Here is a 22,555-nt window from a genome sequence, read left to right as displayed (position 1 = left end):
GTCCCCGAAGAAGACATCATCGAACGCATGAGCGGGCGCCGCGTGCACCAGCCCAGCGGCCGCAGCTACCACGTGCGTTTCAATCCGCCCAAGGTGGAAGGCCGCGACGACGTCACCGGCGAAGAACTGATCCAGCGCGACGACGACCGCGAGGAAACCGTGCGCAACCGCCTGTCCGTGTACCGCGAGCAGACGCGCCCGCTGGTCGACTACTACTCGTCCTGGGCGCAGCAGGATGCGGCCGGCGCGCCGAAGTACCGCAAGATTTCGGGCGTGGGCGCGGTCGACGAAATCAAGTCGCGCCTGTTCGAGGCCGTCAAGAGCTGACCGGCGCCTTGACGGCTTGAAGGCCTTCGGCGCCGGCCGGACGCAACGCGTTCCGGTCCCGGCCCGAAGGCTTTGTCATATTCGGCGCCTGCCGCGCCGCTTTCATCCCTTGAATTTATCTGGTGGTAGAGACATGGAAATCGCGAACAAGGTATTCATCGTTACGGGTGGCGCATCCGGACTGGGCGCTGGCACGGTGCGCATGCTGGTGGAGAACGGCGCCAAGGTCGTCATCGCCGACGTCCAGGACGAGCCGGGCGAGGCCCTGGCCAAGGAACTGGGCCAGCGCTACGTGCATTGCGACGTCACGCAGGAAGCCGACGGCAAGAACGCCGTCGCCGCGGCCAAGGAACTGGGCGCCCTGTTCGGCCTGGTGAACTGCGCCGGCGTGGCTCCCGCCGCCAAGATCGTCGGCAAGAACGGCGCCCACCCGCTGGACCTGTTCCAGAAGGTCGTGTCGATCAACCTCATCGGCAGCTTCAATATGATGCGCCTGGCCGCCGAGGCCATGAGCGTCAACGCGCCGGAAGCCACCGGCGAGCGCGGCGTGATGATCAACACCGCATCCGTCGCCGCCTTCGACGGTCAGATCGGCCAGGCGGCCTACGCCGCGTCCAAGGCGGGCGTGGCCGGCATGACCCTGCCGATCGCCCGCGACCTGGCCAAGACCGGCATCCGCTGCATGACCATCGCCCCGGGCATCTTCGGCACGCCCATGATCTTCGGCATGCCGCAGGAAGTGCAGGACTCCCTGGCCGCCAGCATCCCCTTCCCGGCCCGCCTCGGCCGTCCGGAAGACTACGCCAAGCTGGTCCACAGCATCATCACGAACGATATGCTGAACGGCGAGACGATCCGCCTGGACGGCGCGATCCGCATGCCGCCGAAATAGTTGTGTGCCCCCACGCTGCGCGCACGGCGTGCGCTTGCTGCCCCCCAAGGGGGCTGCGCCGCCTTGGGGCGGCCCGGCGGCGGCGCGGCTATTCTTGCGGAGGCTGAGTGAGGCTCCCGCGCTGCGCGCACGGCGTGCGCTTGCTGCCCCCCGAGGGGGCTGCGCCGCCTTGGGGCGGCCCGGCGGCGGCGCGGCTATTCTTGCGGAGGCTGAGTGAGGCTCCCGCGCTGCGCGCACGGCGTGCGCTTGCTGCCCCCCGAGGGGGCTGCGTCGCCTTGGGGCGGCCCGTTCCAGATACCGGACATTCTTGCGGGCGCAGCGCTTTTCGGGCGAATATCCTGCATTGCGGGGCCAGTCGGCCCCTTTTTCATTACCTAGCCTTCCCATGAGCCTGTTCCGTTCGGCGGCCACGGTCAGCAGTTTTACGCTGCTGTCCCGTATTTCCGGTCTGGTCCGCGACATCCTGGTGGCCCGCGCCTTTGGCGCCGGCCCTATCACTGACGCCTTCTGGGTTGCGTTCCGCATTCCCAATCTGCTGCGCCGGCTGTTCGCCGAAGGGGCCTTCGCCCAGGCCTTCGTGCCCATTCTGGGCGCGGCGCGCAACAACCGTTCACCCGAAGAGGTCCGCACGCTGCTCGACCGCGTCGCCTTGCTGCTGACCGCCGCGTTGATGCTGATCACGCTGGCGGGCATCATCGCGGCGCCCTGGGTCGTGTCGGCCATGGCGAGCGGCCTGCGCGGCGCGGACCGCGACACCGAATTCGGCGCGGCCGTCTGGATGACGCGGATGATGTTCCCCTACATCTTCTGCATGTCCCTGGTGGCCTTCGCCTCCGGGGTGCTCAATACCTGGCGCCGCTTCGCCGTGCCCGCCTTCACGCCGGTGCTGCTCAATCTTTCCATGATCGCCGCCTGCCTCTGGCTGGCCCCGCGGATGGACGTGCCCATCTATGCGCTGGCCATCGGCGTGATGATCGGCGGCGTGGCGCAACTGGCGGTGCAATGGACCGCCCTGGCGCGGCTGGGCCTGACCCCGCGATTCTCGTTCCGGTTCGGCGACGCCCGGCGCGACCCGACGGTGCAGCGCATCCTCAAGCAGATGGCGCCGGCCACGCTGGGCGTGTCCGTGGCCCAGCTGTCGCTGCTGATCAACACCAATATCGCCACCTGGCTCACGCCGGGCAGCGTGACCTGGCTGTCCTTCGCGGACCGCCTGATGGAGTTCCCCACCGCCCTGCTGGGCGTCGCGCTGGGCACCGTGCTCCTGCCCAGCCTGTCGGCGGCCCATGCCCGCGACGACCACGGCGGCTACAGCGCGCTGCTGGACTGGGGCTTGCGCCTGGTGCTGTTGCTGGGCCTGCCGGCCGCGGTCGGCATGGCGCTGCTGTCCGACGGACTGGTCGCCACCCTCTTCCACTATGGCGCCTTCGGCGCCCAGGACGTCGCCCAGACCCGGCTGGCCGTCATTTCCTATTCGGCGGGGTTGATCGGCCTGCTGGCGGTCAAGATCCTGGCTCCCGGCTTCTACGCCAAGCAGGACATCCGCACTCCGGTGAAGATCGCCATCGGCGTGCTGATCCTGACGCAGTTGCTGAACCTGGCGCTGGTGCCCCTCATGGCGCATGCCGGCCTGGCGCTGGCCATCGGCCTGGGCGCCTGCCTGAATGCGCTGGCGCTGCTCTTCGGGCTGCTGCGCCGCGGCGTCTACCAGCCCGGCCCGGGATGGGCGGCGTTCGCCCTGCGGCTGCTGCCCGCGCTGGCGGCGCTGGCGGCGCTGCTCTGGTACGCGGACGGCCGGATCGACTGGATCGCCCTGCAGGCCCACCCGGGCCTGCGCGTGGCGTGGCTGGCGGGTGTGCTGGCCGCCAGCGGGGCGGTCTACTTCGGAATGTTGTTACTGTTTGGCTTCCGCCCTCGTGATTTCGGGCGACGCCCCGCGCGTTAAATTCGGCAATCCTGCCGAGATTCACTCGGAAAGCCGGCCTAGTTCCGGCTTTTTTTGCACTAGATCCGTCAAGAATTGACAATAACCCGGTAATCTTTGGTAAAAAACCTTTATTATTTACAAGTTGCCATCGAAAGGATCCCCCCCGGGAACATATGCGGGGACATGAAGTGAAGTACGCCCAAGGACAACCCATGGCGGACCAAGTCATCAATTGGCTGCTGCTGTTGCGCTCAGGCAAGGCAACCGCGCAAGACTACAACGACTTCCTGGCCTGGCGCGCAGCCGATCCTGCCCATGAGAACGCCTGGCAACAGTTGACGGGCTCACTGGAAGGCTCGACGTTCGGCCGGCTGGGCGACGCCTACCCCGCCGGGTACGCCACCGCCGGCTCGGCGCCGCCGCCCCAGCCCCTGTCCGCACCGCCCCAGGTCATCGCGCCTGGCCGCCGCCGCTTCCTGACCGGCGCGCTGGCGCTCGCGGGTACGGGCGCCTGCGCGGCCTACGTGGGCAATGCCTTCTACCCCTTGAGCAACGTCGCGGCGGACGCCGCCACGGCCACCGGCGAACGCCGCCGCTACGTTCTGTCCGATGGCAGCCAGCTGCTGCTGGACGCCCGCAGCCGCGTCAACCTGGATTTCACCCCGGCCTACCGGCAGGTCCGGCTGCTGGACGGCGCCGTGACGGTATCGGTCGCCCCCGACGCCCGCCGCCCCTTCCTGGTCCAGACGGCCCAAGGCACGGTCCGCGCCCTGGGCACGCGCTACATGGTGCGCCAGCAGGCGCAGCGCACGGTGGTGGTGGTGCATGAGCACGAAGTCGAGGTCGAAACCATGTCGGGCGCCCACGGCACCGTCCGGGCGGGCACCGGCGCCCGTTTCGACGCGTCCCGCATGGATACGCCCCGCGCCGAACTCATGGCCGAAGCCGCCTGGGAGGCCGGCTGGGTCGAAGCCCGGGGCCGCCCCCTGGCCGAGGTGATCGCCGCCCTGCGGCCCTACCGCAGCGGCACCCTGCGCGTTTCCATGGCGGCCGGCGGCCTGCCCGTCTCGGGCCACTTCCCGCTGGACGATACCGACGCCGCCCTCGACACGCTCCGGGACATGATGCCGATCCAGGTCCGCCGCTTCACGCCCTGGTTCGTCTCGATCAACGTCGCCGCCTGACAACGCCTTCCGCGTCCGCGCCGTGCCGCCGGGCCTGCTTCGTTGTATACTTATCACGGTGTTTTTATCCAGTAGGCGCCGCGGGTTCTCCCTCAGGCCGGATTTCCTCCGGGCTTTTCGGGGAATAATCCGCAAGGGTTCTCCAGCCCAGGAATTTTTCTCCTAGCGCCCCCCGCCCGGTTGACGGGCGCTCCATTGGTAGACTTGACATTAAAAGCTTGCAATCCCGTAGGGACTTGCTACAATGTTCGACTTTGCCGAATTCAACTTATATAGCAACATGGCCAATACCGCCCAAGCCCGCAAGCGCGCTCGCCAATCCGTTGAGCGCAACAAGCACAATTCCAGCCTGCGCTCGATGCTGCGCACCGCCATCAAGCGCGTTCGCCAATCCATCGCCGCTGGCGACAAGGCTGCGGCTGGCGAAGTGTTCCAGAAGGCCACCAGCGTGATCGATCGCGTGGCCGACAAGAACATCATCCACAAGAACAAGGCCGCTCGCCACAAGAGCCGCCTGGCTGCCGCCATCAAGGCGCTGGCCTAAGCCATTCTGCCGCCCCGGCCTTCCGGGGCGTCACGAATACGGCAAATAGAAAAGGATGCCCGCGGGCATCCTTTTTTGTTGCCGGGCCGCCCCAAGACAAGAATGCCCCCGGGGGCAACAAGCGGGCGAAGCCCGCGCAGCGTGGGGGTTTCCTTCTCGCCTGTTCCTTCCAACCTCCGTCAGCCCGGGCCGGGCGCCAGGCGCCTTTCGATCGCCGCGGCCGCTTCGCGCAACGACGCCATGAGCGCGCCCACCAGCGGATTGCCCGGGCGATGCTCCGGAAACACGACGCTGACCCGGAACGGAAACGAGCGCGCCAAGGGGCGGATGTGCAGCCCTCGCCCGACGAAGTCCAAAGCGGTCAGCGGATTCACGATGGCCACGCCCAGGCCCTGGCGCACGAAGGTGCAGACGGAGGCGGCGGCGGGCGTTTCCACGATGGACCTCCGCAATACGCCCGCTTCGGCGAAGGCCTCGTCGATCAGGATCCGGTAGGGATCGCTGGAAGACAGGCTGATGAAGGCCTCCCCCTCGAAGTCCGGCAGCTCGATCCGCGGGCGCCCCAGCAATGCGTGGCCGTCGGGCAGCACGCATACCTCGTCCACCTGCAGCAACGGCTCCACGCGCGTGCCGGCAGGCGCCGCGTCGTGCTCGGTAAGCCCTAGATCGTAGCGCTGCGCCGTCAGCCACTCCTCCAGCAGGGGCGACTCCTGCGTCTCCACGGTCAGGCTCACGCCCTCGTGCCGCTCATGGAAGCGCCGAAACGCATCGGGCAGGATCGAATGGGAAAACACGGGCAAGGAGATGACCGACAACTGCCCCCCCTTGAACGCCCGCAGGCGCGCCGCGGCGGACGCCACCCGCTCCAGTCCGACGTAGGACTGGCGGACCTCGTCGAACAGCGCCAGGCCTGGCACGGTGGGCCGCAAGCGCCCGCCCACCCGCTCGAACAGGGCGAAGCCGATGCCCTGCTCCAGGCGCGCGAGCTCCCGGCTGATCGTGGGCTGGGACGAGCCCAGCAGCTCGGCGGCCTTGGTCACGCTGCCGGCGATCATCACGGCGCGGAAGACGTCGATATGCCGGTGCGTCAGCATCCTGCCCATATCCAGAATGAATCGATGAAGGAATTCCAGGCATTTTACTGGATGAGCGAAGCCGGGCATCATGCCGCCTGGTTTCACTCCCTGAGGTTTCGCCAGCCATGGCATTCGATCCACGCCAACTCACCCAGCTCGCCGCCGAACACGGCACGCCGCTATGGGTCTACGACGCCGCCGTCATCCGTGAACGCATCGCGCAGCTGCGCCGCTTCGACACCATCCGCTATGCGCAGAAAGCCTGTTCGAACCTGCACATCCTGCGCCTGATGCGGGCGGAGGGCGCCGTCGTGGACGCCGTGTCCCTGGGCGAGATCGAACGCAGCCTGGCGGCCGGCTTCCAGCCGCAGGGCGAGCCGGAAGGCATTGTGTTCACCGCGGACCTGATCGACCACGCCACGCTGGCCGCCGTGCTCAAGCACGGCATCACCGTGAACGCCGGCTCGCTGGACATGCTGGCGCGCGTCGGCCAGGCCTCGCCCGGCCATCGCGTCTGGCTGCGCATCAATCCGGGCTTCGGCCACGGCCACAGCAACAAGACCAATACCGGCGGCCCGCAGAGCAAGCACGGCATCTGGATCGGCGATCTCGCCGAAGCCATGTCCATCGTGCGCCGCCACGGCCTGAAACTGGTCGGCATCCACATGCACATCGGCTCGGGCGTCGACTACGCCCACCTGTCCAGCGTTTGCAACGCCATGGTCGACGTGGTGGCGTCGATCGACCATGACATCGAGGCCATTTCCGCGGGCGGCGGCCTGTCCATTCCGTACCGTGACGGCGAGCCCCGCATCGACTGCGACCACTACTTCGAGCAATGGGACGCGGCGCGCAAGCGCATTGCCGCGCGCCTGGGCCATGAGGTCCGCCTGGAAATCGAGCCGGGGCGCTTCCTGGTCGCCGAGGCCGGCGCGCTGGTGGCCGAAGTGCATTCCATCAACCGCCGCCCCGAACGCGACTTCGCGCTGGTGGACGCCGGGTTCAACGACCTGATGCGTCCGGCCATGTACGGCAGCTACCACCGCATTTCGGTGCATGCGCCGGACGGCGGCCTGCCGCAGGGCTCGTCCGAAACCCGCATCGCGGTGGCCGGCCCGCTTTGCGAATCGGGCGACGTCTTCACCCAGGACGCGGGCGGCGTCGTGTCCGACCAGCTGCTGCCCCGGCCGCGGATCGGCGATTTCCTCGTCTTCCACTGCGCGGGCGCGTACGGCTCGTCGATGTCCTCGAACTACAACAGCCGGCCGCTGGCGCCCGAAGTGCTGCTCGACCAGGGCGAGGCGCGCCTCATCCGCCGGCGCCAGACGATCGCGGAATTGCTGGCCCTGGAGGCCTAGCGCCGCCGGGGCTTACGTGGGGAACGCCTCCCTTGCCGCGAACACCGCCTGCTTGAATACCCCCAGGTCGGTGCCCACGGCTACGAAGTGCATGCCCATGTCCAGGTAGCGCCTGGCGTCGGCGTGCACCGGCGCCAGGATGCCCACGGCCTTGCCCTGCGCCGAGACGCGCTGGTAGAGGTGGCGGATGGCTTCCTGGACTTCCGGGTGGCCAGGGTTGCCGATATGGCCAAGCGCGGCGGCCAGGTCCGAGGGGCCGATGAACACGCCATCCACGCCCTCCACCGACGCGATCTCGTCCACCGCCTCGATACCGGGACGGCTTTCGATCTGCAGCAGCACGCAGATGTTGTCGTTGATGGTCTGCAGGTAATCCGGCACGGTGCCGTAGCGGTTGCTGCGCTGCGCGCCCGCCACGCCGCGCATGCCCTGCGGCGGATAGCGCGTGGCCGCCACGGCGCGGCGCGCGTCCTCTTCGGATTCGATGAACGGAATCAGCAGGTTGTAGAAGCCGATATCGAGCAGGCGCTTGATCTCCACCGGATCGTTCCAGGACGGCCGGCCCACGGCGGCGCTGGCGCTGCCCTGCAAGGCCTGCAGCTGCTGCAGGAACATCGGCACCTCGTTGGGCGAATGCTCGCCGTCCAGGAGCAGCCAGTCGAAATCGGCCAGCCCCACGAGTTCGGCCGTGATGTGGCTGGACATGCACATCCAGAATCCGATGAGCCTTTCGCGCGCCAGGATGCGTTGCCGGAAACGGTTGGGTAAGGGTGAATTCATTGCTGCCTTCGCTTCATAAAGAAAAACAGGATGGGCCGGGCAGAAAGGCCCGGCCCGCTTTCGATCCACGCATTCAATCCATTTTCGCACCGGAGGCCTTGGCCGCCTTGCCCCACTTCGCGATCTCGTTGTCAACGAATGCCGAGAACGACTTCGGATCGTCGGCCACCACCACGAAGCCCACGCTCTCGAGCTTCTGCCGGATCTCGGGGGAGGACAGCGCCTTCACCGTGGCCTGGTTCAGGCGCTGGATCACGGCCGGCGGCGTCTTCGCGGGCGCCGACAGACCGAACCAGGACTCGGCCGAGAAACCCGGATAGCCGGATTCCGCCACCGTGGGCGTGTCGGGATAGGCGGGATTGCGCTTGGCGCTGGCCACGGCCAGGGCGCGCAGCTTGCCGGACGTGACCTGCGGCAGCAGCGTGTCCTGATTCAGGAACATCACCTGCACCCGGCCTCCGATCATGTCGGTGATGGCCGCCGCTCCGCCTTTGTAGGGCACGTGCACCAGATCGATCTTGGCATCCTGCTTCAGCATTTCCATGGCCAGGTGGCCCGAAGAGCCGCTGCCGGAGCTGGCGTGCGTGTACTTGCCGGGGTTCTCGCGGGCGAGCTTGATGAAGTCCGCGAAAGTCTTGCCCGGGAAGTCGTTGTTGGCCACCAGCACGTTGGGCCCCGTGGCCAGCAGCGAGATATGCGCGAAATCGCTGTTGCGGTACGGCATATTCTGGTAGACCGCATAGCTGATGGCGTTGGACCCTACGCCGGAGAGCAGCAGCGTGTATCCATCGGGCTCCGACTTGGCCACCATGTCGGAACCGATGTTGCCGTTGGCGCCGCCCTTGTTCTCGACGACGACGCTCTGCCCCAGTTCCTTGGACAGCTCCGCCGCCAGCAGGCGGCCCACCGAGTCGGTGCTGCCGCCCGCCGGGAACGGCACCACCAGCTTCAGTTGCCGGACAGGCCAGTCCGCGCCCTGCGCCATCAGGGCGCCGGGCAGCAGCGCCATCGCTCCCGCGGCCGCCAGGATGGCCAGCCGTGTGCGCGCGGGTTTGTTCTTTTGCATGGTTGTCTCCTCTATTGGCTTTTTAGTATGTGCGCCCGGTGTCCGGGTCAGTGGATTTCAGGCTCGCCCGCGGCCGGAGCGCGCGTTTCGGTCTGAAGAAAATCAAAATCGCAGCCCGTGTCGGCCTGGCCGATGTGCTTCAGGTAGAGCACGCCGTAGCCGCGCTCGAAGCGCGGCGGCGGCGCCTGCCAGGCGGCGCGCCGCTCGGCCAGTTCGGCCTCGGAGATCAGCAGCTCCAGCCGCCGCGCTGGCACGTCCAGCGCGATGCGGTCGCCGTCCCGCACCAGGGCCAGCGGGCCGCCCACGTAGGCCTCGGGGGCCACGTGCAGCACACAGGCGCCGTAGCTGGTGCCGCTCATGCGCGCATCCGATATCCGCACCATGTCGCGCACTCCCTGCTTCAGCAGCTTCTGCGGGATGGGCAGCTGGCCCCATTCCGGCATGCCCGGCGCACCTTGCGGCCCGGCGTTCTGCAGCACGATGACGCTATCGGCGTCCACGTCCAGGTCCGGATCGTCGATGCGCGCCGCCATGTCGTTGTAGTCCTTGAAGACCACGGCGCGGCCGGTATGCACCTGCAGCCGCGCTTCCATGGCGGGCGGCTTGATCACCGCGCCGTCCGGCGCCAGATTGCCGCGCAGCACCGCCAGCCCGTCGCGCTCGATCAGCGCCTGCGCGCGCGGGCGGATCACGTCCTCGTTGAAGATGCGCGCGCCGGCGATGTTCTCGCCCAGCGTGCGGCCGTCCACCGTGCGCTGCGCGGTATCAAGCAGATCGCCCAGCTGGACCAGCATCGCACGCAGGCCGCCCGCGTAGTAGAAGTCCTCCATCAGGTACTTGCCCGCGGGCCTGAGGTTGGCCAGCACCGGGGTCGTGCGCGCGAGGTGGTCGAAGCGGTCCAGGTCCAGGTTGAAGCCGCTGCGGCGCGCCATGGCGATCAGGTGCACGACGGAATTGGTCGAACCGGACAGCGCCAGCACCGTGCGCACCGCGTTGTCGTAGGACGCGGCGGTCAGCAGGTCGGACGGCTTCAGGTCTTCCCACACCATCTCGACGATGCGCTTGCCCGTCAGGCTGGCCATCTGCGCATGCCGCGAATCGGGCGCCGGAATGGACGATGCGCCCGACAGGCACAGGCCCAGCGCCTCGACGGCGCCCGTCATGGTGGACGCGGTGCCCATCGTCATGCAGTGCCCGGGCGAGCGCGCGATGCCGTCTTCCACGCCCTGCCAGTCTTCCTCGGTGATATTGCCGGCGCGCAATTCCGCCCAGTATTTCCAGGTGTCCGATCCCGAACCCAGGGTGTTGCCGTTCCAGTTCCCGCGCAGCATCGGGCCGGCCGGAACGAAGATCGTCGGCAGGTCCATGGATACCGCGCCCATGATGAGCGCGGGCGTGGTCTTGTCGCAACCGCCCATCAGGACGCAGCCGTCCGCCGGATAGGAGCGCAGCAGCTCTTCCGTTTCCATCGCCAGCAGGTTCCGGTAGAGCATGGTCGTGGGCTTCTGGAACGGCTCGGACAGGCTCATCGCCGGCATTTCCACCGGGAAGCCGCCCGCCTGCCAGATGCCGCGCTTGACCTCTTCCACGCGCTGCTTGAAGTGGCTGTGGCAGGGGTTGATGTCGCTCCAGGTATTGATGATCGCGATGACGGGCTTGCCGGCGTAGTCCGAGCGGTGATAGCCCATCTGCGCGGTGCGCGAACGATGGCCGAATGACCGCAGGTCGCGCACGCCGTACCAGCGGTGGCTCCGCAGTTCCTCGGGTTTCTTGCGCTTGTCTGAGTTGCTCATGTCTCGATTCCTCTGCTCTGGGGCGAGGGGTTATTGGAAAAAGGGATTAGGCGGGACAGGCCCTAGGGCCTGTCCAGCAGATAGGGCGTGCCCGCGCGCTCGCATATGCCGCGCAGGCGCTCCGCGAGCGCGGCCGGAATGGGAATGCCCTGGCGCAGCCGGCGCTCGCGCTCGGCGGCCTCGGGCTCGCCCGCCACCAGGACGGGCTCGTCGGGATTGGCGGGCGGCGTGTCGTGCATGGCGTCGATCATGTCGTCCATGTCGGACTCGAACGATCCGGCGGCGCGGAAGGCGTCGGGGTTGAGCGCCAGGAAGAAGTGCCCCACGTCGTCCGGCTCGCCCGGCCGGCGCGTCGGCGCGCGACGGGCCGCGAACGCGCTGCCGCTCAGCGTGCCGCCCAGGATCTGCGCCATCATCGCCAGCCCGTAGCCCTTGTGGCTGCTCATGGCCGCCGTGCCGCCCAAAGGCGTCAGCCCGCCTTCCGGGCGCGTGAAGATGAACTGCATGGCGGCGGCGGCGTCGGTGACCGCGCCGCCCTGGCCGTCCACCGCCCAGCCTCGCGGCAGCGGCTTGTCCAGGAAGTCGTACACCTTGACCTTGTTGGCCGCGACGGTGGTGGTGGCCATGTCGAGCAGGAAGGGCTCGTTGTACGCGGCCGGCGCGCCGAAGGCGATGGGGTTGGTGCCCAGCATGGGCATGGCGCCGCGCGTGGGCACCATGATCACCCCGTTGGCGCTGCTCGTCACCAACCCGACCACGCCGCGCTCGACCGCGATGCGCGCATAGATCCCGGCCGCGCCGAAGTGATGGGAATTGCAGACCGACACCGCGCCCACGCCGTGCTCCAGCGCCTTGTCGACGGCGAGGTGCATGGCCTGGGCGGCGACGGGATAGCCCAGCCCGCCCATGCCGTCGATCAGCGCGCTGGCGCCGCCGTCGCGCACGATCCGGGCGCGCGCGTCCAGCCGCAGGGATCCGGCGCGCCATTTTTCTTCATAGGCCGGCAGCATCGAAATGCCATGCGAATCGATGCCCAGCAGGTCCGTGCCGGCCATCAGGTCGGCCGTGGTGCGCGCCAGGTCCTCTGCCATGCCCCAGGCCTGCAATACCAGCAGGATCTGTTCCCGGACCTGCCCCACCGGCACGTCCGTCGCTGTCGCTCCATTCCCTCGCACTCTCTGGTCTCCTCTTGTCGTTGGCGGGTAGCGGCGGGCCGAAAGGCGGAATCAGTCGCGATCCCGGTCCACCAGCCGGTGACGGGCCTGGCCCAGGTGGAATTGCATGGCCACGCGGGCGCGTTCGCTATCCTGTTCGCGGATGGCGTCGAGGATGGCTGCGTGCTCGTCCACCACCCGCTGCGCGCGCTGGCGCGAGCCGGTGCGGGTGAGGTTCAGGGTCAGCCTCATGAAGCCGCTGATCGATTCGTGGATGCTTTCCAGCACGCCCAGGTAGAAATCGTTGCCGCTGGCCTCGGCGATGCTGGCGTGAAACGCCAGGTCCGCCTCGGCGGATACCTGGCCGCGGGCGAGGCTGTCGGTGAAGGCTGCGTGCGCGTCCTCGATCTTCCTGAGCTGCTCGTCCGTGCGGCGCAGCGCCGCGAGGCGCGCGGCATCGCCTTCCAGCGCCACGCGAACCTCCTGGGCCCGCAGGTAGGCGCTGACGTTCTGCACGTCGTTGAAGGTCTTCAGGCGCGGCGCGGGCTGATGGCTGACGAAAGTGCCCAAGCCCTGGTGCGCGGTGATCAGGCCGTCCGCGCGCAGGCGCAGCAGCGCCTCGCGCACGACGGGCCGCGACACGCCGAAGCGTTCGGATATTTCATTTTCGGAGGGCAGCTTGTCGCCGACGTTCAGCCCGCCGGACACGATTTGCTCGAAGATCTGCCCGTAGAGCTGGTCCGCCAGCCGCACCCGGTGCCCGCGTTCGAGCACCAGCGCGCCGTGCGCATCGGGTTCGGCGGGCGCATGGGGCGCGGGCGGCGGTGAAACTTTGGGTCGGGCCACGGAACCTCCTCGATACTGGGGCCTGTTCACGGAGGCGGAACAGCGCTCATCGTACCGTCAATGCGCGGATCGATGCGCGCGACGCGTCCGCCCCGCGGCGCATGATCAGGCTTGGGCGGTTTCCCTGTCCCAGGCGGCCAGGGCGCGCGCGGCCGGCGCCACCCGTTCGCGCTCGGCGCTGGAAAGCCCCGTCAGCAGCGGCAGCATCGGCCCCATGTCCGCGACGCCCGACAGCGTCACGGCATCGTGCAGCACGCGGATCGGGCTGATGCCGTCGCGGCAGTCTTCCAGGGCCAGGTAGTTTTCGCGCACCGCCCCGGCCTCCTCGTAGCGGCCGTCGCGCAGCAGGTGCAGCAGGCGCATGGATCCGCGCGGCGCCACGCAGACCGATCCGGAAGTGAAGCTCTTGAGCCCGAAGTCGCGATAGTGCACGATGGCCGGACGTTCGCCGATGCCGCTGACGACCCAGCGCGAATCCACGGCCTGCAGCAAGGACGTCAGGTACGCGTCCCGCGAGGGATCGTCGCGCACGACCGCGTACTTGAACGCCACGATGCGGCCTTCCTCGATCAACCGGGCGGCGGTGGCCGGGGCCAGGTAGTCGGCCGACTTGAGATAGATCACCGCAGGCTTGCCCAGGGCGTCCGTGAAACGCCGCACGCCTTCGGCCAGCCCGGAATCGGTGTAGGGGAAGGACATGGGAAGCAGCATGGCCGTGGGAAACGCGCGCGAACGCAGGATCGCCGCCTGGTCCATCATCTTGCCGAAATCGGGCCCCACCGAGGGCAGGATCCAGGTATCGGCCCCGGCCAGCTCGGCCAGCATGTCGACGATGCGCGCGTACTCGCTCACGCCCACGTTATAGAAGTTGGCGTTGCCGCCATACATGACGTTGCGCACGCCGCCCGCTTCCAGATGGCCGAGCAGGGCCTGGTTGGCCTTCACGTTCAAGGACAGATCGTCGTGGCGCGCCAGCGGCGGCACGGCGATGACCGAACGCTGAAGATCCTGCGCGGTGACCGGGGAAGTTTTCATGGACGGGCTCCTGGCTGACGGTCGGATGACTGAGGTGAAAAAAGTATACTTGGTTGACAAGCATAACCTCAATACATATATTTGTTTTACAAGTAGACCGGCAGCATAAATGCAAGGCGCCGCGGGCGATGCCCGGGGCGGAATACCCCATCAACGATGCGCGGCCACGCGCACACCGAGGAGACGAATTCCATGCATGCAGCCCCTGTGCGAGGCCGGTCAGCCACGGCCGCCCTGTTCGCCGCCACCCTCGCCGCCGCCGTCCTGCCGGCGGCCCCGGCCCTGGCCGAGTACCCGGAACGCGAAGTCAGGATCATCGTGCCCTTCCCCGCGGGCGGCACGACCGACATCGCCGCGCGCGTGGTCGCCGCGGAACTCGGCAAGGCCTGGAACAAGCCCGTCGTCGTCGACAACAAGGCGGGCGCGGGCGGCAACGTCGGCACGGCCGAGGCCGCGCGCGCCGCGCCGGACGGCTACACCCTCCTGATGGGCACCGTCAGCACGCACGCGATCAACCAATCCGTCTATGCCAAGCTGCCCTACGATCCGGTCAAGGACTTCGTGCCGGTGACGCTCGTCATCCCCGTGCCAAACATTCTCGAGCTGAACCCCAAGTTCGCGGACAAGCATGGCATCCGCAACGTCGCCGACCTGATCAAATACCTGAAGGCCAATCCCGGCAGCGTCAACATGGCGTCCACCGGCAACGGCACCTCCACGCACCTGTCCGGCGAGCTGTTCCAGAACATGACCGGCACGCGCATGACGCATGTGCCATACAAGGGCAGCAGCCCCGCGCTGACCGATGTGATGGCAGGCTCGGCCGACCTGATCTTCGACAATCTGCCCTCTTCCATGGGCTTCCTCAAAAGCGGCAAGCTGCGCCCGCTGGCCGTCACCAGCGCCCAGCGCTCGCCCGCCCTGCCCGACGTGCCCACGATGGCGGAGGCCGGCGTGAAGGGCTACGACGCGTCCAGCTGGTTCGGTCTGCTGGCGCCCGCCGGCACGCCGCCCGCCGTGGTCGACAAGGTCCAGCGCGACGTGGCGGCCGCGCTGCAGCTGCCCGCCGTGCGCGCGCAGCTGCAGGCCCAGGGCGCCACGCCGTCCGGCAACACCCCCAGCGAATTCAAGCAGTTCATGGCGCAGGAAACCGCCAAATGGGCCGAGGTCGTGAAGAAATCCGGCGCCAAGGTCGATTGACCCTGCGCCGATCCGGGCCCGTCCGCAACGCGTGGGCGGCGGGCCCATCACATCATCACGCGAACCTGGAGACACCATGAACAAACTACTGAGCGCCGTAGCCGCGGCGGCCGCTGCCGCGGCGGGCGCCGTCCTGCTTGGCGGGCCGGCCGCCCACGCGGCCGGCTATCCCGACAAGCCCGTCACGATGATCGTTCCCTTCGTGCCGGGCGGTTCATCCGACATCACCGCGCGTTCGGTCACGCCCGCGCTCACGAAACTCCTCGGGCAGACCTTCGTGGTCGAGAACAAGCCCGGCGCGAACAGCGCGATCGGCGCCCAGGCGCTGGCCCGCTCCACCCCCGACGGCTACACCATGATGGTGGGCTCGATCGGCACATTCGCCATCAACGAGGCCCTCTACAAGAGCCTGTCCTACAACCCCAGCAAGGACTTCGAATACCTGACGCAGGCGGTGCGCAACCCCAACGTGCTCGTCGCGGCGCCCAATTTCCCCGTAGCCACCGTGGCCGAACTGGTGGACTACGCGAAGAAGAATCCGGGCAAGGTGTCGTATGCCTCGTCCGGCACGGGTTCCTCCGACCACCTGTCCGCCGTGCTGTTCCGCCAGCGCACGCAAAGCACCGGCGTGGACGTGCCCTACCGCGGCGGCGGCGCGGCCATCGCGGACCTGATCGGCGGACAGGTCAACGTGTCGTTCCAGAACCTGGGCGCCGTCCAGACCCACATCAAGGCGGGCAAGCTCAAGGCGCTGGCGATCACCGGCGACGCGCGCGCCGCCGACCTGCCCGACGTGCCGACCCTGGCGGAAGCCGGCATCAAGGATATGGTGGTGTACTCCTGGCAAGGCTTCGCCGTGCCCAAGGGCACCCCGGCGCCCATCGTCCAGCAATTGTCGAAGGCGCTGCAGACCGCCCTGCGCGAGCCCCAGACCGAGAAGACGCTGCAAGGGCTGGGCTTCGAGGTCGTGGCGAACACGCCGCAGCAGTTCACCGCGTTCCAGCAAGCCGAGGTCAAGCGCTGGAAGGACGTCATCAAACAGGCCAACATCCAGCTGGAATGAATCCGGAATCCGCGCGCCGGGATGCCCCTAGCGGGCATTCCCGGCCTTATCCGCCTCCGGATCAAGTAGCATCGTTATTTTGCCACCCACCTGTACGACAACATGACCACCAAGCATCGCATCATCCAGGTCGGCTCGCTGGCCGGTTCCCCTTCCGCCAACCAGAGCCTCGCAGAGCGCTACGACGTCGTCGAGCTGTGGAAATACCCGGACCGCAAGGCCGCGCTGGCCGAGCACGGCAAGGGCATTACGGCGGTCGTCACCTCCGCGAATTTCGGCGCCGATGCCGAACTGATCGACGCCCTGCCGGACCTGAAGGCCATCTGCAGCTGGGGCGTCGGCTATGAAACCATCGACGTCCAGGCCGCCAAGCGGCGCGGCGTGCAAGTCAGCAACACCCCCGACGTGCTGACCGACTGCGTGGCGGACCTGGCCTGGGGCCTGCTGATCGCCGGCGCCCGCCGCATGGGCCAGGGCGAGCGCTTCGTGCGCGCGGGCCACTGGGGCCAGGTGCACGGCAGCATCCCGCTGGGCCAGCGCGTCAGCGGCAAGAAGCTGGGCATCGTCGGCCTGGGCCGCATCGGCGAGGCCATCGCGCGCCGCGGCGCTGGCTTCGACATGGACGTCCGCTACCACAACCGCCGCAAGCGCGACGACGTGCAGTACGGCTACGAGGCCACCCTCACCGGCCTGGCCGAATGGGCGGACTTCCTCATCGTGGCGACGGTCGGCGGCGCCGGCACGCGCCATCTGGTGAATCGCGAAGTGCTGGAAGCGCTGGGTCCCAACGGGATCATCGTCAACATCGCGCGCGGCCCCGTCATCGACGAAGCCGCGCTGGTCGACGCGCTGCAGGCCGGCACGCTGGGCTGCGCCGCGCTGGATGTGTTCGAGCACGAGCCCAAGGTGCCCGAGGCATTGACCACCAGCGACAAGGCCGTGGTCCTGCCGCATATCGGCAGCGCCACGCTGGAGACGCGCATGAGCATGGAGAACCTCATGCTGGAGAACCTGCAAGCGTACTTCGAGACCGGCCGCGTGATCACGCCGGTGGAGTAAGCGCGCCGCCCGGCCGCCTGGCCGGCCGCCCAAATGAAAAAGCCTCTCGGCGCCCATACCGAGAGGCTTTCGACTTTCCGGCCCCGCGGGAATCGGAAGTCGTTTGCGCAAAGGAACCCGGGCCTCGCGGCCCGCCGCGACTATTTGGCCGGCGCCGCGGCTCCGGACTTGTCCATCTTCGCAGCCCCGCCCGACTTGCCCGCCTCGTGCTTGGCAGAGGTTTTGTCGGACTTGTGATGCTTGTGCTGCGCCTGAGTCTTGCTTTCGCCCGTCTTGGCCGAAGCGTCGGCGCCGGCCGCGAACGCGCTTGGCGCGGCGGCAAGACCGAGGCACAGGGCCGAGGTGGACAGGAACGCAGCGATACGGGAGTGAGTCGTCATTTCATGACCTCCAGAATGTACAAAGGCCTGGGCCTTTTCCAACACGGGGCGGCAACATCACCGCGAGACCCGTATCGGGTTGGAGCACGGCCCTGCTGGAAGGTTCAGCGCGGAACCATAAAATTTCGGCCGCTAACGGTTCGAAATGGGTTCGACATGACTTCGCAAGGATCAGCTCTCGAACGCCAGCAGCGCAACGGTGGCGAAGAGCATGAGCGCGAAGCAGGCTCTCAGCTTGCGTTCAGGAAGCCGGTACGCGAGCTTGACGCCCACCGGCACGAACAACAGGCTGCCTATCGCCAGCGGCGCCCCCACCAGCCAGTCGGCCTGCCCGGCCCAGGTGTAGGTGATCAGCGCGATCATGGATCCCGGGATCACCATGCTCAGGGCCAGCGCCTGCGCGGTGGTCTGCGGCAGGCGGAACATCGTCGTGATGATGGGCACGGCCAGCACTGCCCCGCCCACGCCGAAGAAGCCGCCCAGCGTGCCGCACAGAATGCCCAGCACGCTCGCGCGGCGCGGCGTGAAGACGGGCGCCCCGCCCTTGGCCGCGGGCTTGCGCGCAGCGGCGGGACGCGATGCGCGCCACGTTTGCCAGACGTAGAAAAGCGCGATGAAGAACAGGAAGACCGCAAAGCTGCGGCGCAGGACGCCGGAGTCGATGCCCAGCGCCAGCCGCGCGCCCACCCAGGTGAACACGACGGCGCCCGCCGCGCCCGCCAGCGCCACGCGCTTGTCGATGCGTACCTGCTGGTTGTATTTGCGCACCGCCATCATGATGGTGGGCAGCACCATGATGAGCGCCGTGCCCTGGGCCAGCTGCTGCGACATGCCCATCAGCAGCACCAGCGCGGGAATCGCGATCAGGCCGCCGCCGATGCCCAGCACGCCCCCCATGAAACCGATCAGGCCTCCGGCGGCCAGGCAGGCCGCGATAACTAACAGACTCAAGTCTTGCTCCAGCAGGCCCCGCCATCATGGAAGGGCAAACAGAATACGGATGTCCGAATCGCCGCCGGCCCGCGTCGGGCCGCGGCGTCAACGCAGTTTGTCCAGCGCCGCGTCCAGGCGGTCCACCGCCCAGATCTCCAGGCCTTCGATCGCCTGGCGCGGAGCGTTGGCCTTCGGGATCAGGGCGATCGAGAATCCCAGCTTGGCCGCTTCGCGCAGCCGTTCCTGGCCGCGCGGCGCGGGCCTGATTTCTCCCGCCAGGCCCACTTCGCCGAACGCGATCAGGCCGCGCGGCAGCGGCTTGTCGCGCAACGAGGACATGATGGCGAGTAGCACCGGCAGGTCGGCCGCGGGCTCCGTGATGCGCACGCCGCCCACCGCGTTGACGAACACGTCCTGGTCGAACGTCGACACGCCCGCATGCCGGTGCAGCACGGCCAGCAACATCGCCAGGCGGTTGCCTTCCAGGCCGACCGTCAGCCGGCGCGGATTGGGCGCATGCGAAGAGTCCACCAGCGCCTGGATCTCCACCAGCAGCGGGCGCGTGCCCTCTTGCGTGGCCATCACGCAGGACCCGGCCACCTGCTGCTCGTGCTGCGACAGGAACAGGGCGGACGGGTTGGCCACCCCGCGCAGCCCGCGGTCCGTCATGGCGAAGACACCCAGTTCATTGACCGCGCCGAAGCGGTTCTTGAAGGCGCGCACCAGACGGAACGACGAATGCGTGTCGCCCTCGAAATACAGCACGGTGTCCACGATGTGTTCGAGCACCCGCGGCCCGGCCAGCGCGCCGTCCTTGGTGACGTGGCCGATCATGACGATGGCGATGCCCGTCTGCTTGGCCAGGCGCGTGAGCTGCGCCGCGCACTCGCGCACCTGCGAGACCGAGCCCGGCGCGGCGCTCAGCTCGCCGCTGTACAGCGTCTGGATCGAGTCGATCACCGCCACGGTCGGCTTCTGTTCGGACACGGCGGCCTGGATGGCCTCCAGCCGGATTTCCGCCAGCAGGTTGACGTTGCCTGTCTGCAGGCCCAGGCGCCGCGCGCGCAGCGCCACCTGTTCGGCGGATTCCTCGCCGGTGACATACAGCACGCTGGTGGTCGTGGAAAGAGAGGCCAGCGCCTGCAGCAGGAGCGTCGACTTGCCTATCCCGGGATCGCCGCCGATCAGCACGACGGCGCCAGCCACCAGGCCGCCGCCGAGCACCCGGTCGAACTCGTCCAGCCCGGTGGGCTGGCGCGGCGTCTCGCGGGCTTCGATTTCGGACAGGCTGCGCACTGGGCTGCTGGAGGCCAGCGGCGCATAACGGTGGGCGGACGCGGCCGGCGTCGAGGACTCGAGCGTCTCTTCCAGCGTGTTCCAGGCATTGCAATGCGGGCATTTGCCCTGCCACTTCGGGGTGGTGCCGCCGCAATCGGCGCAGACGTATACGGTTCGGGATTTGGCCATGCGCGAAAGTTTACCGGCATCCACTTGCGACCGCCGGCAGAACGTGGCCGTTAGGCGCGCTGGCGCCGCCTTTGCGCACCGTTTTGGCGCATGGAGCTGTCGCTCCGCTTTCAGAAAAAGGGGCGCATCGAAGTTACATGATGCAAATTCAAGAAATTTCCTGCCGGATTTCCACAAATCGCGCATAATCGACGCGTGCAGCGCATTGTCGAACCGCCCGATCCAGGGCGGCATACCCGCAGCCGCACGCCCGCCAGGGCGCGGCAGTGGGAATCGCGGCGCATTCACGCGCGGCTTTCCAGGAAGCCGCCTAAACCGGAACAGGACCCGAGCTGCGACGAGACCGCCGGATGAACCGGCGCGGCGCACGCGGAGGTCAAACGCGGATGCGCCCTGCCACCAGACGCATGCGCGAGGAGTACGCGCATGAGCATTACCTACCGCCCCCCTTTCGACGAAGACGACGAACGGGACCTGCGCGCCCTGTACCGCCGGCCCGGTCCCGGGTCCAGCCCCGAACTGGATGCGGCGGTGCGCCGCAGATGGCATCCCGGCCATAGCTGGCATCCGGGCTGGGGCGCCGCCGCCTGCGCCGCGATGGTCATCGGCCTGTTCGCATGGACCGACATGCGCGAAGCGCAGCAGGACCTGGCCGACCAGGCCACCCAACTGATCGCCCCGCATGAGTCGGAGCCAAGCCAGGACCGCCCGGCGGTCCAGGCCGAGGCGCCCGCTACGCAGGCCGCGCCCGCGATCCAGCGCGAAGCCGCCCCCGCCTCCCCGCCCCAGGCCGTCCCGGTCCAGGAAGCGCCGCCTTCGGACCAGCAGGCGGCCGAGGCGCCTCAAGGCGACCCCGCCGCCGAGCAGGCGGCCCCGTTCAGCGACCAGGACATCGAAGCCCGCGTGGCCCATATCCGCTCCCTGATGCAGGCGGACCAGCAGGACGACGCCCTGCACGCGCTGCGCGAATTGCAGGAAGGCGCCCCCGACCTGGCGCTGCCCGACGACCTGCGGGAACTGGCCGACCAGAATCCCGCCTGACCGCGCCATCCGGTCCGGCATCGGCCCCGTCCGGCGGGGCCGGTGTCCGCGCACTGGGCACGCCACGCAGGAACCGCGCGGCTTCTTGCTAACATAGCCGCATGAGCCCGAGTTTCCACCACCGCAACCTTCCCCATCTGCTGCTATACGCCCGCGAAACGCTGATGGCGCATTTCCGCCCCATCCTGCACGAGGCCGGCGTCACCGAACAGCAATGGCGGGTCTTGCGCACCTTGAGCGAAGTGGGCGCCATGGAGCCCAACCAGATCGCGCGCAGCTGCCAGATCCTCAGCCCCAGCCTGACCCGCATGCTGGCCGGCATGCAGGAGCAAGGGCTGATCAGGCGCGCGCGCTCCAGCGCCGACCAGCGGCGCCAGGAAATCTCGCTCACGCCCAAGAGCAACAAACTCATCGACCGCATGCGCCCCCAAGTGGACGCGAAGTACCAGGAGATCGAGGCCAGGATCGGCAAGGAACTGCTGGAACGCCTCTATCGCGACGTGGACACGATGGTCGATCTGATCAAGCGCGACGCCGACGCGCCGCGCGCGCCCGACGAAGCCTGATCAATCCGGCACGGGAAAAATCGCGTTGATCTGTCCCGTGCCGGAACTGGCGAAGTAGTCGGTGACGATCTCCACCGGCTTGTCGTACCCATCCCAGCCCAGCAGGCCCAGCAGCATGGCGGTATCGTGCATGCCGCCCTCGCCCGCGCACAGGTCGGCGTACTCGGGCAGCATGGCGCAGAAGGCCTTCCAGTCCCCCTGGCGCCACAACTCCACCACGCGCAGGTCCACCTGCCGGAAGAACTCGCGGCTGATCTCGTGCATCGCGGCTTCGGGGCTGCCGTTGTCGTTGAAGCGGTGCGACAGCGAGCCGCTGGCCAGCACCGCCACGCGGCTGTCGCTCTCCTCGATGGCCTGGCGCAGCGCGGCCCCGAAGCGCCGGCTTTCATCCAGCGCATGCCAGGCGCACCATGCCGCCACGGAGACCACGTTGAAACGGCCGTCCCCGTTCATGTAGCGCATCGGCACCAGCGTGCCGTATTCCAGTTCCAGGCTGTCGATTTCGTGCGATCTCGCGCCGACGCCGGCCGCGTTCGCGCATTCGGCGATGCGGCGGCCAAGCTGCGGATTGCCGCGATAGGCGTAATCCATGTCCTTGATGAAATGCGGCAGCTCGTTGCTGGTGTAGCGGCCTTTGAAACCCGCATTGCAATTGACGTGGTAGCCGGCATTGACCAGCCAGTGCACGTCGAGCACGACCATGGTGTCCACGTCCAGGTCCCGGCACCGCTGGCCGATGACGCGGTGCCCCTGGATCGCGGCTTCCCGGCAGCCCTGGTGCTTGCCGGGAAGCTCCGACAGGTACATGGACGGCACATGCGTTACCTTGGCCGCCAGCGCGAGCTTGCCCATGATCTAGTCTCC

At 68.0% G+C, this 22,555-nt stretch carries 22 protein-coding genes; 11 read left to right on the top strand and 11 right to left on the bottom strand.

Annotated elements, in window-relative coordinates; all coding sequences use genetic code 11:
- The 5 genes from ACN6PJ_RS13100 to rpsT all read left to right on the top strand — a co-directional run.
- The coding region (locus ACN6PJ_RS13100) for a nucleoside monophosphate kinase (RefSeq protein ID WP_427996300.1) at positions 1-327 on the top strand (327 nt) is incomplete at its 5' end.
- A gap of 133 nt (positions 328-460) precedes the next feature.
- Complete coding sequence (locus ACN6PJ_RS13095; RefSeq protein WP_427996299.1) at positions 461-1,219, top strand: 3-hydroxyacyl-CoA dehydrogenase; 759 nt, start codon at positions 461-463, stop codon at positions 1,217-1,219.
- A gap of 385 nt (positions 1,220-1,604) precedes the next feature.
- Complete coding sequence (gene murJ / locus ACN6PJ_RS13090; RefSeq protein WP_427996298.1) at positions 1,605-3,164, top strand: murein biosynthesis integral membrane protein MurJ; 1,560 nt, start codon at positions 1,605-1,607, stop codon at positions 3,162-3,164.
- A 194-nt stretch (positions 3,165-3,358) separates the two neighbouring features.
- Positions 3,359-4,330, top strand: coding sequence for a FecR domain-containing protein (locus tag ACN6PJ_RS13085; protein WP_427996297.1), 972 nt, complete (start codon positions 3,359-3,361; stop codon positions 4,328-4,330).
- Between the two features lie 280 nt (positions 4,331-4,610).
- The gene (rpsT, locus tag ACN6PJ_RS13080) at positions 4,611-4,874 is read left to right on the top strand and encodes a 30S ribosomal protein S20 (protein WP_043542310.1); all 264 of its coding nucleotides are present in this window, start codon (positions 4,611-4,613) and stop codon (positions 4,872-4,874) included.
- A 179-nt stretch (positions 4,875-5,053) separates the two neighbouring features.
- Here rpsT and ACN6PJ_RS13075 read toward each other — a convergent pair whose 3' ends face one another.
- On the bottom strand, positions 5,054-5,968 hold the full coding sequence (locus ACN6PJ_RS13075; protein ID WP_427996296.1) for a LysR family transcriptional regulator: 915 nt from the start codon (positions 5,966-5,968) through the stop codon (positions 5,054-5,056).
- A 107-nt stretch (positions 5,969-6,075) separates the two neighbouring features.
- Between ACN6PJ_RS13075 and lysA the strand changes: the two genes are divergently transcribed.
- Positions 6,076-7,308 (top strand): diaminopimelate decarboxylase, encoded by a 1,233-nt coding sequence (gene lysA / locus ACN6PJ_RS13070; protein WP_427996295.1) that lies wholly within the window; start codon positions 6,076-6,078, stop codon positions 7,306-7,308.
- A 12-nt stretch (positions 7,309-7,320) separates the two neighbouring features.
- Here lysA and garL read toward each other — a convergent pair whose 3' ends face one another.
- The 6 genes from garL to ACN6PJ_RS13040 form a co-directional block, all read right to left on the bottom strand.
- Positions 7,321-8,088, bottom strand: a complete 768-nt coding sequence (gene garL / locus ACN6PJ_RS13065; protein WP_427996294.1) for a 2-dehydro-3-deoxyglucarate aldolase — start codon at positions 8,086-8,088, stop codon at positions 7,321-7,323.
- Between the two features lie 73 nt (positions 8,089-8,161).
- A complete protein-coding gene (locus tag ACN6PJ_RS13060) occupies positions 8,162-9,154 on the bottom strand; it encodes a Bug family tripartite tricarboxylate transporter substrate binding protein (protein ID WP_427996293.1) in 993 nt (330 codons plus the stop codon).
- Positions 9,155-9,201: 47 nt separating this feature from the next.
- Complete coding sequence (gene araD, locus ACN6PJ_RS13055) at positions 9,202-10,947, bottom strand: L-arabinonate dehydratase (protein ID WP_427996292.1); 1,746 nt, start codon at positions 10,945-10,947, stop codon at positions 9,202-9,204.
- A gap of 62 nt (positions 10,948-11,009) precedes the next feature.
- Positions 11,010-12,122 carry an Ldh family oxidoreductase gene (locus ACN6PJ_RS13050; protein WP_427996291.1) on the bottom strand — a complete coding sequence of 371 codons (1,113 nt, stop codon included), beginning with the start codon at positions 12,120-12,122 and terminating at the stop codon, positions 11,010-11,012.
- Between the two features lie 51 nt (positions 12,123-12,173).
- Complete coding sequence (locus ACN6PJ_RS13045; RefSeq protein ID WP_043542175.1) at positions 12,174-12,878, bottom strand: FadR/GntR family transcriptional regulator; 705 nt, start codon at positions 12,876-12,878, stop codon at positions 12,174-12,176.
- Between the two features lie 174 nt (positions 12,879-13,052).
- The gene (locus ACN6PJ_RS13040) at positions 13,053-13,982 is read right to left on the bottom strand and encodes a dihydrodipicolinate synthase family protein (RefSeq protein ID WP_427996290.1); all 930 of its coding nucleotides are present in this window, start codon (positions 13,980-13,982) and stop codon (positions 13,053-13,055) included.
- A gap of 192 nt (positions 13,983-14,174) precedes the next feature.
- Here ACN6PJ_RS13040 and ACN6PJ_RS13035 point away from each other — a divergent pair, with 192 nt between their 5' ends.
- The 3 genes from ACN6PJ_RS13035 (at position 14,175) to ACN6PJ_RS13025 (ending at position 17,304) form a co-directional block, all read left to right on the top strand.
- Entirely contained in the window at positions 14,175-15,182 is a 1,008-nt protein-coding gene (locus ACN6PJ_RS13035; protein ID WP_427996289.1) for a Bug family tripartite tricarboxylate transporter substrate binding protein, read from the top strand.
- A gap of 76 nt (positions 15,183-15,258) precedes the next feature.
- Positions 15,259-16,245 (top strand): Bug family tripartite tricarboxylate transporter substrate binding protein, encoded by a 987-nt coding sequence (locus ACN6PJ_RS13030; protein WP_427996288.1) that lies wholly within the window; start codon positions 15,259-15,261, stop codon positions 16,243-16,245.
- 102 nt (positions 16,246-16,347) lie between these two features.
- Complete coding sequence (locus ACN6PJ_RS13025; protein WP_427996287.1) at positions 16,348-17,304, top strand: 2-hydroxyacid dehydrogenase; 957 nt, start codon at positions 16,348-16,350, stop codon at positions 17,302-17,304.
- Between the two features lie 140 nt (positions 17,305-17,444).
- On the opposite strand, the gene ACN6PJ_RS13020 is transcribed toward ACN6PJ_RS13025, so the two are convergent.
- The 3 genes from ACN6PJ_RS13020 to radA form a co-directional block, all read right to left on the bottom strand.
- Positions 17,445-17,684, bottom strand: coding sequence for a hypothetical protein (locus ACN6PJ_RS13020; RefSeq protein ID WP_427996286.1), 240 nt, complete (start codon positions 17,682-17,684; stop codon positions 17,445-17,447).
- Between the two features lie 171 nt (positions 17,685-17,855).
- The gene (locus ACN6PJ_RS13015) at positions 17,856-18,635 is read right to left on the bottom strand and encodes a sulfite exporter TauE/SafE family protein (protein ID WP_427996285.1); all 780 of its coding nucleotides are present in this window, start codon (positions 18,633-18,635) and stop codon (positions 17,856-17,858) included.
- 87 nt (positions 18,636-18,722) lie between these two features.
- On the bottom strand, positions 18,723-20,084 hold the full coding sequence (gene radA / locus ACN6PJ_RS13010; RefSeq protein WP_427996284.1) for a DNA repair protein RadA: 1,362 nt from the start codon (positions 20,082-20,084) through the stop codon (positions 18,723-18,725).
- Between the two features lie 426 nt (positions 20,085-20,510).
- On the opposite strand from radA, the gene ACN6PJ_RS13005 reads away from it, so the two are divergent.
- The gene (locus tag ACN6PJ_RS13005) at positions 20,511-21,125 is read left to right on the top strand and encodes a hypothetical protein (RefSeq protein ID WP_427996283.1); all 615 of its coding nucleotides are present in this window, start codon (positions 20,511-20,513) and stop codon (positions 21,123-21,125) included.
- Between the two features lie 101 nt (positions 21,126-21,226).
- Entirely contained in the window at positions 21,227-21,691 is a 465-nt protein-coding gene (hpaR, locus tag ACN6PJ_RS13000; RefSeq protein WP_427996282.1) for a homoprotocatechuate degradation operon regulator HpaR, read from the top strand.
- Here hpaR and hpaD read toward each other — a convergent pair whose 3' ends face one another.
- Complete coding sequence (gene hpaD / locus ACN6PJ_RS12995) at positions 21,692-22,543, bottom strand: 3,4-dihydroxyphenylacetate 2,3-dioxygenase (RefSeq protein ID WP_427996281.1); 852 nt, start codon at positions 22,541-22,543, stop codon at positions 21,692-21,694.
- Positions 22,544-22,555: the final 12 nt, after the last annotated feature.

The organism is Achromobacter sp., assembly GCF_050285585.1.
Lineage (GTDB): Bacteria > Pseudomonadota > Gammaproteobacteria > Burkholderiales > Burkholderiaceae_B > Achromobacter.
The sequence above is the reverse complement of the archived record's forward strand: the minus strand, read 5'-3'. Positions and strand labels throughout refer to the sequence as shown.

What these genes read in the sequence shown, in the direction of transcription:
- ACN6PJ_RS13095 (WP_427996299.1), top strand. Translation starts at nt 461, where the DNA reads ATGGAAATCGCGAACAAGGTATTCATCGTTACGGGTGGCGCATCCGGA.
- murJ (WP_427996298.1), top strand. Translation starts at nt 1,605, where the DNA reads ATGAGCCTGTTCCGTTCGGCGGCCACGGTCAGCAGTTTTACGCTGCTG.
- ACN6PJ_RS13085 (WP_427996297.1), top strand. Translation starts at nt 3,359, where the DNA reads ATGGCGGACCAAGTCATCAATTGGCTGCTGCTGTTGCGCTCAGGCAAG.
- rpsT (WP_043542310.1), top strand. Translation starts at nt 4,611, where the DNA reads ATGGCCAATACCGCCCAAGCCCGCAAGCGCGCTCGCCAATCCGTTGAG.
- ACN6PJ_RS13075 (WP_427996296.1), bottom strand. Translation starts at nt 5,968, where the DNA reads ATGCTGACGCACCGGCATATCGACGTCTTCCGCGCCGTGATGATCGCC.
- lysA (WP_427996295.1), top strand. Translation starts at nt 6,076, where the DNA reads ATGGCATTCGATCCACGCCAACTCACCCAGCTCGCCGCCGAACACGGC.
- garL (WP_427996294.1), bottom strand. Translation starts at nt 8,088, where the DNA reads ATGAATTCACCCTTACCCAACCGTTTCCGGCAACGCATCCTGGCGCGC.
- ACN6PJ_RS13060 (WP_427996293.1), bottom strand. Translation starts at nt 9,154, where the DNA reads ATGCAAAAGAACAAACCCGCGCGCACACGGCTGGCCATCCTGGCGGCC.
- araD (WP_427996292.1), bottom strand. Translation starts at nt 10,947, where the DNA reads ATGAGCAACTCAGACAAGCGCAAGAAACCCGAGGAACTGCGGAGCCAC.
- ACN6PJ_RS13040 (WP_427996290.1), bottom strand. Translation starts at nt 13,982, where the DNA reads ATGAAAACTTCCCCGGTCACCGCGCAGGATCTTCAGCGTTCGGTCATC.
- ACN6PJ_RS13035 (WP_427996289.1), top strand. Translation starts at nt 14,175, where the DNA reads ATGCATGCAGCCCCTGTGCGAGGCCGGTCAGCCACGGCCGCCCTGTTC.
- ACN6PJ_RS13030 (WP_427996288.1), top strand. Translation starts at nt 15,259, where the DNA reads ATGAACAAACTACTGAGCGCCGTAGCCGCGGCGGCCGCTGCCGCGGCG.
- ACN6PJ_RS13025 (WP_427996287.1), top strand. Translation starts at nt 16,348, where the DNA reads ATGACCACCAAGCATCGCATCATCCAGGTCGGCTCGCTGGCCGGTTCC.
- ACN6PJ_RS13020 (WP_427996286.1), bottom strand. Translation starts at nt 17,684, where the DNA reads ATGACGACTCACTCCCGTATCGCTGCGTTCCTGTCCACCTCGGCCCTG.
- radA (WP_427996284.1), bottom strand. Translation starts at nt 20,084, where the DNA reads ATGGCCAAATCCCGAACCGTATACGTCTGCGCCGATTGCGGCGGCACC.
- ACN6PJ_RS13005 (WP_427996283.1), top strand. Translation starts at nt 20,511, where the DNA reads ATGAGCATTACCTACCGCCCCCCTTTCGACGAAGACGACGAACGGGAC.
- hpaR (WP_427996282.1), top strand. Translation starts at nt 21,227, where the DNA reads ATGAGCCCGAGTTTCCACCACCGCAACCTTCCCCATCTGCTGCTATAC.
- hpaD (WP_427996281.1), bottom strand. Translation starts at nt 22,543, where the DNA reads ATGGGCAAGCTCGCGCTGGCGGCCAAGGTAACGCATGTGCCGTCCATG.